At 64.6% G+C, this 17,284-nt stretch carries 16 protein-coding genes and 1 tRNA gene; 9 read left to right on the top strand and 8 right to left on the bottom strand.

The genetic code is table 11. The features are described from left to right. Nucleotide 1 precedes the first annotated feature (1 nt). Genes C7G42_RS31370 through C7G42_RS31355 form a run of 4 tightly spaced genes read right to left on the bottom strand, consistent with a single transcriptional unit; the run spans nucleotide 2 to nucleotide 5,888 of the window. Nucleotides 2–3,232, bottom strand: coding sequence for an efflux RND transporter permease subunit (locus C7G42_RS31370; protein ID WP_106952748.1), 3,231 nt, complete (start codon nucleotides 3,230–3,232; stop codon nucleotides 2–4). Then, nucleotides 3,225–4,199, bottom strand: coding sequence for a divalent metal ion exporter adaptor subunit IhpB (ihpB, locus tag C7G42_RS31365; RefSeq protein WP_106952747.1), 975 nt, complete (start codon nucleotides 4,197–4,199; stop codon nucleotides 3,225–3,227). The genes C7G42_RS31370 and ihpB overlap by 8 nt, the downstream gene beginning before the upstream one ends. Next, nucleotides 4,196–5,470: a divalent metal ion exporter subunit IhpA gene (gene ihpA, locus C7G42_RS31360; protein ID WP_106952746.1), complete on the bottom strand. Its 1,275-nt coding sequence runs from the start codon at nucleotides 5,468–5,470 to the stop codon at nucleotides 4,196–4,198. Before ihpA ends, ihpB begins: the two co-directional genes overlap by 4 nt. A 55-nt stretch (nucleotides 5,471–5,525) precedes the next feature. Next, complete coding sequence (locus tag C7G42_RS31355) at nucleotides 5,526–5,888, bottom strand: hypothetical protein (RefSeq protein WP_106952745.1); 363 nt, start codon at nucleotides 5,886–5,888, stop codon at nucleotides 5,526–5,528. Between the two features lie 396 nt (nucleotides 5,889–6,284). Between C7G42_RS31355 and C7G42_RS31350 the strand changes: the two genes are divergently transcribed. Then, on the top strand, nucleotides 6,285–7,175 hold the full coding sequence (locus C7G42_RS31350) for a hypothetical protein (protein WP_106952744.1): 891 nt from the start codon (nucleotides 6,285–6,287) through the stop codon (nucleotides 7,173–7,175). A gap of 70 nt (nucleotides 7,176–7,245) precedes the next feature. Here C7G42_RS31350 and pepT read toward each other — a convergent pair whose 3' ends face one another. The 4 genes from pepT to C7G42_RS31330 all read right to left on the bottom strand — a co-directional run bounded on the left by pepT (nucleotide 7,246) and on the right by C7G42_RS31330 (nucleotide 9,562). Beyond that, on the bottom strand, nucleotides 7,246–8,496 hold the full coding sequence (gene pepT / locus C7G42_RS31345) for a peptidase T (RefSeq protein WP_106952743.1): 1,251 nt from the start codon (nucleotides 8,494–8,496) through the stop codon (nucleotides 7,246–7,248). 102 nt (nucleotides 8,497–8,598) lie between these two features. Then, nucleotides 8,599–8,913, bottom strand: coding sequence for an HU family DNA-binding protein (locus C7G42_RS31340; RefSeq protein WP_106952742.1), 315 nt, complete (start codon nucleotides 8,911–8,913; stop codon nucleotides 8,599–8,601). A gap of 208 nt (nucleotides 8,914–9,121) precedes the next feature. Beyond that, nucleotides 9,122–9,198: transfer RNA gene (locus C7G42_RS31335), tRNA-Asp, on the bottom strand. A 160-nt stretch (nucleotides 9,199–9,358) separates the two neighbouring features. Then, entirely contained in the window at nucleotides 9,359–9,562 is a 204-nt protein-coding gene (locus tag C7G42_RS31330) for a hypothetical protein (protein WP_106952741.1), read from the bottom strand. Nucleotides 9,563–9,902: 340 nt separating this feature from the next. Here C7G42_RS31330 and C7G42_RS31325 point away from each other — a divergent pair, with 340 nt between their 5' ends. The 8 genes from C7G42_RS31325 (at nucleotide 9,903) to C7G42_RS31290 (ending at nucleotide 17,278) form a co-directional block, all read left to right on the top strand. Beyond that, complete coding sequence (locus C7G42_RS31325; RefSeq protein WP_199581239.1) at nucleotides 9,903–12,158, top strand: TonB-dependent siderophore receptor; 2,256 nt, start codon at nucleotides 9,903–9,905, stop codon at nucleotides 12,156–12,158. 562 nt (nucleotides 12,159–12,720) lie between these two features. Then, a complete protein-coding gene (locus C7G42_RS31320) occupies nucleotides 12,721–13,086 on the top strand; it encodes an NADH-quinone oxidoreductase subunit A (RefSeq protein ID WP_106952739.1) in 366 nt (121 codons plus the stop codon). Next, nucleotides 13,083–13,664: a NuoB/complex I 20 kDa subunit family protein gene (locus C7G42_RS31315; RefSeq protein ID WP_408612855.1), complete on the top strand. Its 582-nt coding sequence runs from the start codon at nucleotides 13,083–13,085 to the stop codon at nucleotides 13,662–13,664. The genes C7G42_RS31320 and C7G42_RS31315 overlap by 4 nt, the downstream gene beginning before the upstream one ends. 11 nt (nucleotides 13,665–13,675) lie before the next feature. Beyond that, on the top strand, nucleotides 13,676–14,290 hold the full coding sequence (locus C7G42_RS31310; protein ID WP_106952737.1) for an NADH-quinone oxidoreductase subunit C: 615 nt from the start codon (nucleotides 13,676–13,678) through the stop codon (nucleotides 14,288–14,290). 2 nt (nucleotides 14,291–14,292) lie between these two features. Continuing rightward, nucleotides 14,293–15,489, top strand: a complete 1,197-nt coding sequence (locus C7G42_RS31305) for an NADH-quinone oxidoreductase subunit D (RefSeq protein WP_106952736.1) — start codon at nucleotides 14,293–14,295, stop codon at nucleotides 15,487–15,489. Next, nucleotides 15,489–16,454 carry an FkbM family methyltransferase gene (locus C7G42_RS31300; protein WP_106952735.1) on the top strand — a complete coding sequence of 322 codons (966 nt, stop codon included), beginning with the start codon at nucleotides 15,489–15,491 and terminating at the stop codon, nucleotides 16,452–16,454. The genes C7G42_RS31305 and C7G42_RS31300 overlap by 1 nt, the downstream gene beginning before the upstream one ends. A 12-nt stretch (nucleotides 16,455–16,466) precedes the next feature. Then, entirely contained in the window at nucleotides 16,467–17,078 is a 612-nt protein-coding gene (nuoE, locus tag C7G42_RS31295) for an NADH-quinone oxidoreductase subunit NuoE (protein WP_094977666.1), read from the top strand. Then, a complete protein-coding gene (locus tag C7G42_RS31290; protein WP_015685764.1) occupies nucleotides 17,078–17,278 on the top strand; it encodes a hypothetical protein in 201 nt (66 codons plus the stop codon). The genes nuoE and C7G42_RS31290 overlap by 1 nt, the downstream gene beginning before the upstream one ends. Nucleotides 17,279–17,284: the final 6 nt, after the last annotated feature.

Here is a 17,284-nt window from a genome sequence, read left to right as displayed (position 1 = left end):
TCTAGCGCTCCCCGGACGCCGCCAAATCAGGCGCCATTGTAGGCGTTTCGCGTGCCACGTCACGGCGGAACAACACGTAGAGCGCCGGCAGCACCAGCAATGTCAGGATGGTCGAGGAGATGATGCCGCCGATCACCACGGTCGCCAGCGGCCGCTGCACCTCGGCGCCGGCACCGGTCGCAAGCGCCATCGGCACGAAGCCGAGGGAAGCGACCAGCGCGGTCATCAGCACCGGCCGCAGCCGCGTCAGCGCGCCCTCGCGTACGGCCTCCGCGACGGGCCGCCCCTCGCTGCGCAGCCGCTCGATGAAGGCGATGATGACGAGGCCGTTGAGCACGGCGACGCCCGACAGCGCGATGAAGCCGACACCGGCGCTGATCGAGAGCGGAATATCGCGCAGCAGCAGCGCCGCCACGCCGCCGGTCAGCGCCAGCGGCACGCCTGAGAATACCAGCGCCGCATCGGCCACCGATCCCATGCCCATGAACAGCAGCAGGAACACCAGTAGCAGCGCCACCGGCACCACGATCGTCAGCCGCTTGGTGGCGGAAACCAGCTGCTCGAACTGGCCGCCCCAGCCGATCCAGTAGCCGGGCGGCAGCTTGACCTTCTCTGCCACCGCCGCCTCGGCGTCAGTGACGAAGGAGCCGAGATCGCGCGCGCGGACATTGGCGGTGACGACGATGCGCCGCTTGCCGTTCTCGCGGCTGATCTGGTTCGGCCCGGGCGTCGCGTCGACGGTGGCAACCGACGACAGCGGCACATAGCGCATCTGGGCGAGGGGAGAGGCGGCCAGCGCGGTGCGAATGGCCGTGCCGGTTGCGGCGTCCTCGCCGGGCGGCAGCGGAATCGGGATCGCCCGGATCGCCTCGAGATTGCCGCGCAAATATTCGGGCAGGCGCACCACGATGTCGAAACGGCGATCGCCTTCGAACAGCTTGCCGGCCGACTTGCCGCCGACCGCAATCTCGACGATGCCCTGCACCTCGCTGACGCTGAGGCCGTAGCGGGCGAGCGCCTGGCGATCGAGGCGGACGGTGAGGATCGGAAGCCCTGCGACCTGCTCGATCTTGACGTCGCTGGCGCCGCGGATACCGCGGATCGCGGCCTCGACCTGCTTGGCCGCGCCTTGCAGGATGTCGAGGTCATCGCCGAAGATCTTGACGCCGACGTCGGTGCGCACCCCCGAGATCAGCTCGTTGACCCGGAACTGGATCGGCTGGGAGATTTCGTAGGCGCTGCCGGGAATCTCGTCGGCGGCCTTGTCGATCGCCTCGATCACCTCCGTTTTCGATTTGCCCGGGTCGGGCCATTCGGCGCGCGGTTTCAACATGACGTAGCCGTCGGTCTGTGCCGGCGACATCGGGTCGGTAGCGATCTCGGCGGTGCCGATGCGGGTGAAGAACTCCTTCACCTCCGGAATCTGCATGACGCGCTTTTCCAGCGCCTTCTGCAGGTCCAGCGATTGCGTCAGACTGGTGCCGGGAATCCGGATCGAGGCCAGCGCGACGTCACCTTCGTCCAGGCTCGGAATGAACTCGCCGCCCATCCGCGACGCAGCGATTCCGCTTGCGACCACGATGAGTGCGGCCATGACGGCGACCGCGACCCGGTTGTCGATGGCGAAGCGGAGCAGGGGGAGATAGGCGCGCTTGGCCATCCGCATGAACAGATTTTCGTGCTCGGACACCTTGCCGGTGACGAAGATGGCGACCGCCGCCGGCACGAAGGTGACGGAGAACAGCACGGCCGCGCCGAGCGCCATCAGCACGGTCAGCGCCATCGGCGTGAACATCTTGCCCTCGACGCCGGTCAGCGTCAGCACGGGCAGATAGACCACCGCGATGATCAGCGTTCCGAACAGGCTCGGCTTGATCACCTCGCCCGACCCGCGCAGGATCGCGCGCAGCCGCTCAGAGGTCGTGAGCAGCCCGCCTTTCTCGCGTTGCGCCTCGGCCAGCATGCGCAGGCAATTCTCGACGATGATCACGGCGCCGTCGACGATGATGCCGAAGTCGATGGCGCCGAGGCTCATCAGGTTCGCGCTGACTTTTGTCTCGACCATGCCCGATATCGTCATCGCCATGGACAGGGGAATGACGCAGGCCACGACGAGCGCGGCGCGGATGTTGCCGAGGATCAGGAACAGCACGGCCACCACCAGGGCCGCGCCTTCCAGCAGGTTGTTCTCGACGGTGCGGACGGTGGCTTCCACCAGGTCGGTGCGGTCGTAGACGGTCCGCGTCACCACGCCGTCGGGCAGCGATTTGGCGATCTCGTCCAGGCGAGCGGCGACGCGGCGCGCCACCGTGCGGCTGTTCTCGCCGATCAGCAGCATGGCGGTGCCGAGCACGGTCTCCTCGCCATTGCGCGTCGCAGCGCCCGTGCGCAGGTCGCGGCCTTCCGTGACAGCAGCGACGTCCCTGATCCTGACGGGATTGCCGCCGCGCGAGCCGATCACGACGTCCTGGATTTCACTGAGGTTGCCGACCTGGCCCGGCGAGCGAACCAGATATTGCTCGCCGTTGCGCTCGATATAGCCGGCTCCGACATTGGCGTTGTTGGCGGCGAGCGCCGTCATGACGTCGCGGAAGCCGAGCCGGTAGGCCATCAGCTTGCCGGGGTCCGGCAGTACGTGGAACTGCCGCTCGAAGCCGCCGATGGTGTTGACCTCGATCACTCCGGGCACGTTGCGAAGCTGCGGCTTGATGATCCAGTCCTGCACGGTGCGCAGATCGGTCAGCGAATAGTCGTGGCCGCCTTGCGTCTTCGCGTCCGTCTTGTCGTCCCTCTTGGCTTCGACGGTGTACATGAAGATTTCGCCGAGCCCGGTCGAGACCGGCCCCATCGCGACCTCGACGCCGGCCGGAAGCTGGTCCTTGACCTGCTGAATGCGTTCGCCGACGAGCTGGCGGGCGAAGAAGATGTCGGTGCCGTCCTTGAAGACGACCGTCACCTGGCTGAGACCGTAGCGCGACAGCGAGCGGGTGTAGTCGAGCCTGGGCAGGCCGCCCATTGCGGTCTCGACGGGGAAGGTGATGCGCTGCTCGGTTTCGAGCGGCGAATAGCCGGGTGCGCGCGTGTTGATCTGGACCTGGATGTTGGTGATATCAGGCACCGCGTCGATCGGCAGGCGCTGGAAGTTCCAGGCCCCGAAAGCGACGGCGCCGAGCGCGAGCAGGAGGACCAGCCAGCGCTGTTGCAGCGAGGCGGCGATCAGGCGCTCAATCATGTTCGGCCTCGCCCTTGCCCATCTCCGCCTTCACGACGAAGCTGTTCTCGGCGACGTAATGCTCGCCGGCCGACAGGCCCGCCTTGATCTCGACATGGCGCGGATCGGAATCGCCAAGCTCGACCGGCCGCGCCTCGATCTTGTCGCCGTCCTCGCGGACGAACACGATGGTCCGGTTCTCCAGCGTCTGGATCGCGCTCCTGCGCACCGCGACCGCGACGTTGCGGGCGGTGAGGATCAGCTTGGCCGTGACGAACAGCCCGGGCCGCAGGCGCCCGTCGGGATTTTGCAACACCACGCGTGCCAGTGCGGTCTGGGTCTCGCTGGAGCCGATCGGCGCCATGTAGGAGATCGTCCCCTTGATCTCGCCGCGGCCGTCGTCGGGATCGATCAGCACCTCGTCGTTGAGGCGGACGCGCCTCAAGTCCTGCCGGTAGATCGATAGGTCGACCCAGATGGTGGAGAGGTCGGCGACGACGAAGGCCGGCTTCTGCTCGGAAGCGTATTCGCCGAGCGAGATCTGCCGCTCGATGATCGTGCCGGCAAGGGGCGCCTTCAGCTCGTAGACGGTGAGGCTCTGGTTGCTCTCGATTGCGGCGAGCAGATCTTCCTTGCCGACCTTGTCGCCGATGCGCTTCTGGATCGATTTGACAAGGCCCGGGAAGCGCGGCGTCACCTGCACCACGGCTTCCTGGTTGGCGCGCAGTATGCCGTTGAAGGCGAGCGTGTCAGTCAGCGTGACGCTCGCGGCCTCGGCAAGCGTGACGCCCGCGGCTGCGAGCTTGACGTCGGAGATGCGGATGCGGTCGGCACCATGCTCGTCCTGCTCGACATGGTCGTTCGGCTTCTTTTCGGAATGCTCGGTGTGCTCGTTATGCGCGGGCGTGGCGGGCGCCAGCAGCGAGTAGCCGTAGGCGCCGAGTGCGGCGGCAACGATGGCGACGAAAATGGTGGAGGACGTCTTCATCGTGCGCTCTCCCGCGCCAGCGTAAAGGGATTGCCGACGAGGCCTTCGATGGTCGCAACGCCAGCGTGGAAATTCTGGAGCGCCTCTTGCTCGCGCAGGCGCGCCTGGCTGACGCTGGCCTGGGCGTCGAGCACCTCGAGCAGGGTGAAGCGGCCCTGGCCGTAGCCTTGCGCAATCGCGTCGGATGCCTCCGTGGCCTTGGGGATGGCGGTCTCGCGCAGCACCGCGAGTTCGCGCAGCGAGCCCTGCAGAGAGTCGTAGGCGCGGCCGGCGATCACGATCAGCGTGTTGCGGTTGGCTTCGCGCTCGGCCCTGGTCTTGGCGAGGCTTTCCTGCGCCGAGAGGATGTTTCCCTGGTTCTGGTCGAACACGGGGATCGGCACCGAGAGGGAGAGCCTGACGGCATCGTCATTGGACTCGTTGAAGTGGCGCCAGCCGGCTGCGATCCGCACGTCTGGATAGGGCTTGAGCCGTGCCAGCAGCAGCTCGGCATTGCGCTGGGCATAGACCGCCGTCCAGCGCACCAGCTGCGGATTGGCATCGATGGCGGCGACCACCGACTGGAACGTCGGCGTTTTGCCCAGGATGTCGAGCCGGCCGGAGACTTCGCCGAATTTGGCGTTGGGATCGCCCATCAGCACCGCAAGCTCGCGTCGGGCGCTGGACAGAATTGCCTTGAAGCGCTCGCGGTCGGCCTTCACCAAGGCGGAGGCGACTTCGGCGCGGCCGGTCTCGGCCGGTGAGGAGGCGCCGGCCTCGACGCGGCGGCGGAGCAGCGGCGTCAGGCGGTCGATCGCCTCAATCTGCTCGTCGAGGATATGGATGCGCCGCTGCGCGCCGAGCACGCCGAGGAAGGCGATCGCGGTTTCCGACAGCACCTCGAGCCTGATCGCCTTGCGCTGGATCGCGGCGACCTCGATGCCGGCAGCGCCGGCCGCGATCCGCGCGTCGCGCTTGCCGAACAGCTCGAAGGCCTGGCTGATCTGGAGCGTCGTCTCGGCCGATCGCGTCCCGCGGTACTTGCCGGAGCCGAATGAATCGTCCTGCTCGTACGAGAGTTCCGGATTGAGCAGGGCGCCCGCCTGGATGCGCTGGCCCGTGGCGATGCCGACGTCACGCTCCGCCGCCGTTAGCCGCGGGCTCGCGGCCAGCGCGCGCGACAACGCGCTCCGCATCGTCAAAGTCTGGGCGTGAGACGGCGCAATCGCCGATCCCGCAATCAGACACGCTGCCGCGCACGCCAGGCGCGCGGCCATTCCCCTGCGAAACATGAAACCGACCTGTGAAGGATGAACCTAATGGGCGCTGGACGCCCGACCAATCCGTTCAGGCAATAGGTTTGGGAGGGGGAGAGTCGGTATCGGGGACAATTCCGGCGAGCCGGGGCGCACGATGCGGACTCGATGCGGATGCAAGCGCGACCGTTACGGCCGCCGGCGCCGGCTGTGTCACCGTCAGGGAGAAGCAGCCGTGGCAATGATGTCCGCCGATCGCCCAGTGGTCACTGTGGTCCGAGGGGCCATCCAGGACCGCGGCGATCTCCGAGCCGCCCCCGGGCGTGGTGACATCGATGTCGTGCGAGCCATGCAGCACGCCCGCGAGCAGGTAGATGACAGCGATCAGCACGGACAGCAGCCCGCGCCAGTCACGCCGGCGGCAAGTTCCTGAGGGCTGGCGGTTCGCGGGCACGACGTCACTCTGGTTGCGGTCTATGCCCGGCCTAGCATGGGGGCGGGAATAGTGTCGACCCGCAACATTGTTACGTCCGCGAAACAATTGCGGCAGCAGTAGGCCACGGCCGCCTCTTACTGGCGGGCGCGGCGCAAACGGAAAGGCCCCAACCCGGACGGACCGGGCTGAGGCCTTCATGCTCACGATCTTCATCCTTGGGACTCGAACCGGCAACGCCCTGTCGGCCCATTCGTTCCAGCAGTTTCGTCCAGTTTGGAACGTTCCTCATTCTTCGTGATTAGCGACGAGGAACATTGAGGAGGACGGACTATGGATGGACTGATTTATCTGATCGGCTTGATCGTCGTGATCATGGCTGTTCTGTCGTTCTTCGGCCTGCGTTGAGAAGCCGCGATGACGATTGAAACTGTCATGCGGGAAGAGATCGTGGAAGGCGGCCTGGAGGCCAACGGAGGCCGGACCATTCAATGGAGTTCGGTGTTCGCAGGCGCGCTTGCCGCTGGCGCCATGTCGTTCATCCTGATCGGCTTTGGCGTCGCGGTCGGCCTCGGCGTCAGCTCGGCCTCGCCGACTTGGCGGGATTCCTCTGCCGCGCTAGCCCTGCTGTCAGGGCTGTATCTGATCATCCAGGCGATCATCAGCTTCGGCTTCGGCGGTTACATCGCCGGTCGGACAACGCGGCCGGCGCCTGCGTTGACGACGATCGAGGACGACGTCGAGCGGCGGGATGGCCTTCAAGGGCTGACGTCCTGGGCGCTGGCGGTGCTGTTCGGCGCCGCTCTCCTCGCAATGCTTGGCGCATCGGCGATCGACCGTTCGCCGATGCGAAGCTCGGCCAGCAATACGTCCGCCGCCGAGCCACTGTTGAGCTACGAGTTGGACAAGCTGTTCCGCGCGCCGCGCCGACCGCCTAACACCGACCTCCGGGAGGCCCGCGCCGAAGCAGGACGCATCCTGATGACGTCATCGAGCCATAGCGGGGTCAGTACCGACGATCGGGTTTACCTGATCCAGCAGGTGGCGGCCCTGACGGGGCTGGCAGCGCCCGACTCAGAGCGTCGCGTGGATGCACTGATCGCAGACGCGAAAACGGCCATCAATCGCGCGCGGCGCAACTCGATCATCGTTGCGTTCTCGGTGGCGGCGGCGACCTTGATTGGAGCCGTGGTGGCATGGGCGGCAGCGGTCGCCGGTGGGCGGCACCGCGATGGTGCGCCGTTGCCCAACTGGATGGCGAGTTCGAATCGCTTCCACCGCAGTCCGCGCGCAATGCCGGTGCCGTAAACCTTCAAGCCAATGGACCTTCAAGCAAATGGCCGGGCGCAAGCCCGGCCATTTGACGATTGTGGAGGCCTTAAGCTTTCTCCTCCCAGATCATCGCGAGATGCACGATGGTCTGCACGGCCTTTTCCATGTCCTGTCGGCTGACCCATTCGAGCCGCGAGTGAAACGCGTGCTCGCCGGCAAAGATGTTGGGGCAGGGCAGACCCATGAAGGACAGGCGCGAGCCGTCGGTGCCGCCGCGGATCGCGGTGCGCATCGGGCGCAGGCCGGCGCGGCGGATCGCTTCGATGGCATATTCGAGCACGTGCGGGTGACGGTCGATCACCTGCTTCATGTTGCGGTACTGCTCCTTCACCTCGAACGCGTAGGTTGAGCGCGGATAGTCCTTCATCACGTCCTTGACGATCGTCTCGAGCAGAACTTCCTTTTCCTTCAGCCCTTCCTCGGTGAAGTCGCGCACGATGAAGGAGAGCCTTGCCTGCTCCAGCGCGCCCTCGATGCCGATCGGATGCAGAAAGCCCTGCTTGCCCGAGGTCGTCTCCGGTGAGCAGCCTTCCTTCGGCAGCCGCTCGACGATCGCCGCTGCGATCTTGATCGCGTGCTCCATCTTGCCCTTGGCGTAGCCGGGATGGGCGCTGACGCCGTTGATGGTGATGGTGGCGCCGTCGGCCGAGAAGGTCTCGTCCTCGACGCAGCCAGCGCTCTCGCCGTCCATGGTGTAGCCGAAATCGGCACCGAGCTTCTTGATGTCGACATTGTCGACGCCGCGGCCGATCTCTTCGTCCGGCGTGAACAGGATCTTGATGGTGCCGTGTTTCACGTCGGGATTGTTGATGAAGAACTGCGCGGCATCCATGATCTCGGCAACGCCCGCCTTGTTGTCGGCCCCCAACAGCGTGGTGCCGTCGGTGGTGATGATGTCGTTGCCGATCTGGTTCTTCAGCGCCGGGTGTTCGGCGAAGCGGATGACCTGGCTGGTGTCGCCCGGCAGCGTGATGTCGCCGCCGCGATAGTTCGTCCAGACCTGCGGCTTGACGTCCTTGCCGGTGACGTCGGGCGAAGTGTCCATGTGCGAGCAGAAGCAGATCACCGGCACCTTCTTGGTCGTGTTGGCCGGGATCGTTCCGTAGACGTAGCCGTAATCGTCGAGATGCGCGTCGGCGACGCCGATGGCTTTCAGCTCGGCGGCCAGCACGCGCCCGAGATCCTTCTGCTTCTCGGTCGAGGGCGAGTGAGGAGATTCCGGATCGGACTGGGTGTCGATGGTGACGTAGCGCAGGAAGCGCTCGGTCACGGTATGCGAAAAGGTGAGGGAGGACATTTCTGGTCAAACCGCCGGGGTCAGGGGAGCAGCCGGTATACCAGAAAAGCGGGCCGCGTTGCGGCAGCAAGGTCGTGGGATCAGGCTTAACGAAAGGTAGCCTCAGATCGCCTCTTTCAGTTCCTTGACCGGACGGAAGGTGACTTTCTTGCTGGCCTTGATGTGGATCGGCTCGCCGGTGGCGGGATTGCGGCCGGTGCGGGCGGCGCGCTTGCGGACCTGGAGGATGCCCAAGCCCACGATGCGGACCCGGTCGCCCTTCCTGAGGTGCCTGGCGATCAGATCGACCATGTCGGTCAGGACCGCCTCGGCGCGCTTTTTCGACAGGTCCTGGCTCTCGGCGATATCGGCAGCGAGCTGCTTGAGCGTGATGGTGGCGGGAGCGGCTGCCTTCTTAGCCGAATCCTTCTTAGACATGGCTGGCCTCCTCGGTTGTCCAATGACAGGGAATCCCTGAAAAAGCCGAGAATGCGCGGGGTCCCTCTAAGTCCTTTGAGACCTAGACGATTCGGGCGCGGGCTGACACCGCCGCAGGTCCCCGGCCGTACGAACGTCGTTCACGGCTCGCCGCAGTTGCCGCAGGCCTCAAGGAGTTCAAGCTAACACTATGAAGGGATTGCCAAAATGGCGCGAGAGACGGGGCTCGAACCCGCGACCTCCGGCGTGACAGGCCGGCGCTCTAACCAACTGAGCTACTCCCGCGTGGTTCGCTCGATGCGCGCGGAACGAGGGGGGAATTAAAGGCGGGGCTGAGTGAAGTCAAGGACGTTGCGCTGACACGGTGTATCTCGGCTAAGTATTGCTCTGGAAAATGAAAAAGGCCGCCCGGAGGCGGCCATCGGTCAGCCCGGACTAGGACGTCTCAGCGAATCTCGGACGCCCCCGCGCTTGTCACCACCACCGGCTTGCCGGCCTTGATCACGTGGCTGGACTGGGCGGTCTGGCTGTAATCGGCATTGGTGCGGGCTGCGATCCCGAAGCCGGCCACCATGATGCCAGCCACCAGCGCCACCACCACGATCTTCAGGTGGGTCGCACGATCAGCAGAGTGTATTGAGTGGTTCATCTGAGCCTCCCGACGGGCTTTGCCGCCGTCTATGGCTCTGTCTTACGGACCGTCTGTTTCCGGATCGTTTCGCGGGTTCCGCAAAATGGTTTCGTCTTGCCGCCTGGCTGGTTTCGCCGGTGGCTGTCGGAACGTCCCTCAGCCCGGCTGTGTCATGCCGCGAGGCGCAGTTCCCGCAGCAATCTCCGGACATGTGGAGTGCCTCTAAGAGCGCCTCTAAGAGGCTTTCAATTAGGGAAATCGTGCGCCTCTGCATAAGCCTCTCCCCAATGCAGCCGTCACGGGACTGACGGCATGACACATGCAGTTTGGTTTGGGGTGGCACGTGAATAGTCTTGGAATGCTGCGGTCGGTCGTATTGGCGACCGCGTCCGCTTGGATTTTGATGCCGCAGGCATCGCTTGCACAATCTGCCCCGCAAGGTGGTGCAACGAGCCTGCCGCCGGTGACCGTCACCGCACCGGAAGCGCGCCGGCGCGCCGCTACGGCTCCTCAGCGCCGCGCACCGCGCTCGTCGGAGCAGGGCGCCGACAGGAACAGGCCGCAGCCGCAGCGCAATGTCGGCTTCGTCGAGACGCCGCGCGGCCCGGTGAAAGGGTACGTCGCGGGCCGCAGCTCGTCCGGCACCAAGACCAACACGCCGATCATGCAGACGCCGCAATCGGTGTCGGTCATCGGCGCCGAGCAGATCCGCGACCAGAAGCCGAACAAGCTCGACGAAGTTCTGCGCTACACCGCCGGTGTGCGGGCAGGGACGTTCGGCACGGACACCCGCAACGACTGGTGGCTGATCCGCGGCTTCAAGTCCGAGGATATCGGTCTGTTCCTCGACGGCATGCAGCTGTTCTACACATCCTATGCGAGCTGGAAGCTGCAGACGCCGAACATGGAGCGGGTCGAGGTGCTGCGCGGTCCATCCGCGGTGCTCTATGGCGGATCGAGCCCGAGCGGCATCGTCAACGTCATCAGCAAGCTACCGCCGGCCGAGCCGATCCGTTACGTCGAGACCGGCGTGAACAATTTCGGCAACGCCTATGTCAGCTTCGATTTCGGCGGGCCGGTCGCGACCAGCCCCGAGAACGGCAAGCTGCTTGCCCGTGTGGTCGGCCAGGTCCAGAACGGCGGCACACAGGTCAACTTCACGCCTGACAACAACTACTTCATCGCACCGTCGCTCACCTGGAAGCCGGATGCCGACACGAGCTTCACGGTGCTGGCCTCGGCCTCGAAGCAGGACACCCGCGGCATCAACTTCCTGCCCTATCAGGGCACGGTGACGAACGCGCCGTTCGGCAAGATTCCGACCAGCTTCTTCGTCGGCGATCCCAGCGTCGACAAGTTCACGCGCGAGCAGGAGATGCTTGGCTATCAGTTCGCGCGTAATCTCACCGAGGACCTGACGTTCCGTCAGAATGCCCGCTTTGCGCATGTGGACATCACCTACCGCGGCTATGTCGGCAACGATTGGGCCAACGTCAACACGGCGACGCTCAATCGGTACAATTGGTATGCGAAGAACACCGCCAATCAGGCCAATCTCGACAACCAGCTCGAGTATCGCTTCGACACCGGCCCGGTGAAGCACACGGTGCTGTTCGGGGTCGATCTGAAGGGCTACCAGATCGACGACTATCAGGCCTTCGGCTTCGGCGTGTCCTCGATCAACGTCTTCAATCCCTCCTATGGTGCGGCCGAGGTTCCGCTTCCAAGCGCCCCCTTCCGGAATTTCCAGATTACACAGAAGCAGGCCGGGACCTATCTTCAGGACCAGATGAAGCTCGGCAATTTCACGCTGGTGCTGAGCGGCCGCAACGACTGGGTCGAGACGACGCAGGACGCGCGTGACACCGGTGCCACCGTCGGAAGCCGCGAGGACAGCAAGTTCAGCGGCCGCGCCGGGCTGATCTACAATTTCGACAACGGCATTGCGCCCTATGTCTCCTATTCGACGAGCTACAATCCGATCATCGGCCTCAACGCCCAGAACCAGCTGTTCCTGCCGGAGACCGGCAAGCAGGCCGAAATCGGCGTCAAGGTCGCGCCGAAAGGCTTCGACGGTTATTTCACGGTCTCGGCTTTCGACCTGGTCCGGCAGAACGTCGCGACGACATTGCCGGGCAGCGTTCCGGTCCTGCAGAACCAGACCGGCGAGGTGACTTCGCGCGGTATCGAGCTCGAAGCGGTGGCCAATGCCACCAGGGAGCTGAAGTTCATCGGCTCCTTCACGGCCTATCATCTCTTCAACAGCCGGGATCTCGATCCGTCGCTGGTCGGCAAGACGCCGACCAACACGCCTGAGCTGCTGGTGTCGGGCTGGGCCGACTACACCTTCAAGGACGGGCCGCTGGAGGGCTTTGGTTTCGGCGGCGGCGTTCGCTACATCGGCGCGTCCTGGGCCGACACCGCCAATACCCTCGAGGTTCCCGCGGTGGTGCTCGGCGATCTCGCGGTCCACTACGAATGGCAGAACTGGCGGACGGCGCTCAACGTGATCAACCTGACCGACCGGATCTATGTCGCGAGTTGCGCCTCGGCCACGTCCTGCTTCTACGGCGACCGCCGGCGCATCACCGCCAGCGTTTCCTACAAATGGTGAGGACGGGTGAGGGCGGCGACATCGCGGGCGGCCGATCCTCCGCCACGAGATAGATGAGCATCCGGGCTATGCCCCCCGGCCCGAAGCTCATCCGGGCGCGGCGCGCGCGACGGACCTCCACGTCGCCGCCGCCGCGCTCGCGACCGGTCGGGCTGCAAGATATCGCAGGAGCCGGGGGCTCGGCCTCGTGTGATGCATGGCTCGTGCTCACTCTGCCTGTGGATAGGCGGCTCGGAGCGGCTCGGGGCTTGTTCGGCCGGATTGCCGCCGACCGGGGCCTATCCTCCTTGTAATGTGGATTTTGCTGCGGCGCGGCCTACATAAGGTGGGCTTTCCCAGACAACGGACGTCACTGCCGCAAGCGCGGACCGCCCTTGCTGGGTTTGGCGATCTGCTCCATACCAGCGCGGGGTGATTCCGGGATTTTCATACTGCTGGGGGCGGCAAAGGGCCTAAAAAGAGCGTGTCTTGCGCCCATTGGTGCACTGCGCTAAGGCTCAGAATAATTCCAAATCGGACGAATCCGTGGCTGTCCCGAGGCTGCGGGAAAAAGGGCTCGCCAATGAGCGGCATTCTGCAGAACTATCTTCCACTCGTCGTCTTCATAGCGGTAGCGGCTATCATCGGCCTGGTGTTGTTGATCGCGCCCTTCATCGTGGCGTTCCAGCAGCCGGACCCGGAAAAACTGTCGGCGTATGAGTGCGGTTTCAACGCCTTCGACGACGCGCGCATGAAGTTCGACGTCCGCTTCTATCTGGTCGCCATCCTCTTCATCATCTTCGACCTCGAGGTGGCGTTCCTGTTTCCCTGGGCGGTGGCGTTCGGCAAGCTTGGCGCGACCGGCTTCTGGTCCATGGTGGTGTTCCTCGGCGTGCTGACGGTCGGGTTCGCCTATGAATGGAAGAAGGGAGCACTGGAATGGGATTGAACCCTGCGCCGTCCACAGGTCCGGCGATCGCGCCGGCCCCCAAGGGCATCCTGGATCCGTCGACCGGCCGGCCGGTCGGAGCCAATGATCCGTTCTTCCTCGAGGTCAATTCCGAACTGTCCGACAAGGGCTTCTTCGTCGCCGCGACCGACGACCTCATCACCTGGGCCCGTACGGGCTCGCTGATGTGGATGACCTTCGGTCTCGCCTGTTGTGCGGTCGAGATGATGCAGGTGTCGATGCCGCGCTACGACGTCGAGCGCTTCGGCTTCGCGCCCCGTGCCTCGCCGCGCCAGTCCGACGTGATGATCGTCGCGGGCACCCTGACCAACAAGATGGCGCCTGCGCTGCGCAAGGTCTACGACCAGATGCCCGAGCCGCGCTACGTCATCTCGATGGGCTCCTGCGCCAATGGCGGTGGCTATTATCACTATTCCTATTCGGTCGTACGCGGCTGCGACCGCATCGTGCCGATCGACATCTATGTGCCGGGCTGCCCGCCCACGGCGGAAGCGCTGCTCTACGGCGTGCTGCTGCTGCAGAAGAAGATCCGCCGCACCGGCACCATCGAACGCTAAGGTTTTACGTCATGGACGACGCCAAGCTCGACGCCTTGGGGCAGACGATCGTTAGCGCGCTTCCGGGCGCCGCTCTCGGTCATTCGGTGGCCTTCAACCAGCTCTCGGTCGATGTCGAGGCCAGCAAGATCGTCGAGGTGGTCAAGTACCTCCGCGACGATCCGAACTGCCGTTTCATCAACTTCACCGACATCACGGCCGCGGACTATCCGTCGCGCGAAAAACGCTTCGACGTGATCTATCACTTCCTGTCCCCGACGCTGAACGCGCGGATCCGGCTCAAGGCGCAGGCCGACGAGACCACCCAGGTTCCGTCGCTGATCGAGGTGTTCCCCGGCGCCGACTGGTTCGAGCGTGAGGCCTACGACCTCTATGGCGTGTTCTTCGTCGGCCATCCCGACATGCGGCGCCTGCTGACCGATTACGGTTTCGAGGGCCATCCGCTGCGGAAAGATTTCCCGACCACTGGCTTCGTCGAGGTCCGCTACGACGACCAGGAGAAGCGGGTGGTGTACGAGCCCGTCCGGCTCAACCAGGAATTCCGCAAGTTCGACTTTTTGTCTCCGTGGGAGGGAGCCGATTATCCGGTCCTTCCGGGTGACGAAAAAGCGGGACCGAAGGTCTGATCATGAACGAGCAACCCGAAAACCTTCGCAACTTCACCATCAACTTCGGGCCGCAGCATCCGGCGGCCCACGGTGTGTTGCGTCTTGTGCTCGAATTGGATGGCGAAGTCGTCGCGCGTGTCGACCCCCATATCGGCCTGCTGCATCGCGGCACCGAGAAGCTGATCGAGCAGAAGACCTATCTGCAGGCGATCCCGTATTTCGACCGGCTCGACTACGTCGCGCCGATGAACCAGGAGCACGCCTTCTGCATGGCGGCCGAGAAGCTGCTCGGCATCGAGGTGCCGCGCCGCGGCCAGCTCATCCGCGTGCTCTATTGCGAGATCGGCCGCATCCTGTCGCATCTGCTCAACGTCACCACGCAGGCGATGGACGTCGGCGCGCTGACCCCGCCGCTGTGGGGTTTCGAAGAGCGCGAAAAGCTGATGGTGTTCTACGAGCGCGCCTCGGGCAGCCGTATGCATGCGGCCTACTTCCGCGTCGGCGGCGTGCATCAGGATTTGCCGCAGAAATTGGTCGACGACATCGAGGCCTGGTGCGATCCGTTCCTCAAGGTGGTGGACGATCTCGACCGCCTGCTCACCGCCAACCGCATCTTCAAGCAGCGCAACGTCGACATCGGCGTGGTGCCGCTGAAGGAAGCCTGGGAGTGGGGCTTCTCGGGCGTGATGGTGCGCGGCTCGGGCGCGGCCTGGGACCTGCGCAAGTCGCAGCCCTATGAATGCTACGCCGAGATGGATTTCGACATCCCGATCGGCAAGAACGGCGACTGCTACGACCGCTATCTGATCCGCATGGAAGAGATGCGCCAGTCCGTGCGCATCATGAGGCAGTGCATCCAGAAGCTGAACGCGCCCGAGGGGAAGGGACCGGTCGTCGTCGAAGACAACAAGGTCGCGCCGCCGCGCCGTGGCGAGATGAAGCGCTCGATGGAAGCGCTGATCCACCACTTCAAGCTCTACACCGAAGGCGTCCACGTCCCCGCCGGCGAGGTCTACGCCGCGGTCGAGGCGCCCAAGGGCGAGTTTGGCGTCTATCTGATCTCCGACGGCACCAACAAGCCCTACAAGTGCAAGATCCGCGCGCCGGGCTTTGCGCATCTCCAGGCCATGGACCACATCTGCCGCGGCCATCTGCTCGCCGACGTCTCCGCCATCCTCGGCTCGCTCGACATCGTGTTCGGAGAGGTCGATCGGTGATGGGGCAGCAGGCGCCAATCCAGTTCGACCGCGCCTCGGGGGCCCTGGAAGGGGCCAACCTGTGGGAGCGGACGGCTGCCTTGGCGCTGGTGACGGGATCGAAGATCTCCTCGCACTTCTCGCACATGGGCTACATCGCCTGCGCGAATTTGCTGCGGAAGACGCTGCCGGAGCGCAACATCGCGATCCGGCTCAATCCCGACGCCGTGTTCGAATTCCCTTACGGCGACGGCTATTGGAGCAAGCTGCTCAACCGGTCCTACAATTACGAGGACGAGCTCGAGCTGCTGTTCGCCGATAGCGTCGACGTCGACTACACGCTGCTCGATTGCGGTGCCAATTACGGCTATTGGTCGGTGCTGGTGTCGAGCAAGCCGTTCGGCTCGCACAAGGCGATCGCGATCGAGCCGTCGGGGCAGAACTACCCGAAGCTCGCCAACAACGCCCGCGTCAACGGCAATCGCTTCGAGACCATGAAATGCGCGATCGGTGCCAGCCGCGGCACCGCGCGTCTGTCGGGCACCAAGCACGAAGCCTTCAGCATCGCTGGCGCTCCGTCCGCGGGCGGCGAGGAGGTGCCGGTCATCGCACTCGACAATCTGATCGAGGACGGCAAGGTGGCGAGCGCCGGCAAGTACCTGATCAAGCTCGACGTCGAGGGCGTCGAGATCGAGGCGATCAAGGGCGGCGCGCGTCTGCTCCAGGCCGACAGCGTCATCATGTGCGAGGAGCACGGCAGCGACCGCTCTCATGCGGTGTCGCGCTTCATCCTCGAACAGACCCCGCTGAAGCTGATCGTGTTCGATCCGCGCAGCAATCGGATGGAGACCGTGACCGAGCTGTCGATCCTCGACCGCATCAAGGTCTCGACCCACGTCGGCTACAACGTTTTCGGCACCGCAAGCGCATTTTGGCAGGACAGGATCGAAGCCCTGAATGCGAAATCCGCGCGCCGCATGCAGTGAGAGATTGAAGAGATGTCCGTTCGCCGATTAGCACCGAAGGAAGTTCAGCCCGCGAGCTTTGCGTTCACGGAGGAAAACCTCGCTTTCGCCAAGCAGCAGATCGCGAAATATCCGGCCGGCCGCCAGGCCTCCGCCGTCATCGCCATCCTCTGGCGCGCGCAGGAGCAGCACGACGGCTGGGTCTCGGAAGCCGCGATCCGCGTCATCGCCGACATGCTCGACATGCCCTATATCCGCGTGCTGGAAGTCGCGACCTTCTACACGATGTTCCAGCTCGCCCCCGTCGGCAAGAAGGCCCACGTCCAGGTCTGCGGCACCACGCCGTGCCGGCTGCGCGGCGCCGAGGATCTGATCCACGTCTGCGAGCACCGAATCCATCACGAGCCCTTCCATCTGTCCAAGGACGGCAATTTCAGCTGGGAGGAGGTCGAGTGCCTCGGTGCCTGCGTGAACGCGCCGATGGTCATGATCGGCAAGGACACCTATGAGGACCTGACCAAGGAAAGCTTCGGCAAGGTGCTCGACGGTTTCGCTTCGGGCAATCCGCCCAAGCCCGGTCCGCAGAACGGCCGCCAGTTCTCGGCGCCGATGGGCGGGCCGACCACGCTGAAGGAGAGCACCTGATGGGTGATCTCCCCGCAATTGGAGGGAACGAGGCCGTGAAGAAATGGGGCTTCGTCGCCATGCACGCCGCGGTCGCGGCCGCCTTCATGTTCCTGCTGCAGCGTTTCATCATGAACGCGACGCAGGAGACCAGTCTGCTCTGGGCGCTGATCTTCGCCGTCTGCGCCGCCGGACTTGCCTACAAGCAGTCCATTCGTTGATCGGAA

It is taken from the genome of Bradyrhizobium sp. MOS003 (genome assembly GCF_003020125.1).
GTDB lineage: Bacteria > Pseudomonadota > Alphaproteobacteria > Rhizobiales > Xanthobacteraceae > Bradyrhizobium.
This window is presented reverse-complemented; position numbering and strand designations above follow the sequence as displayed.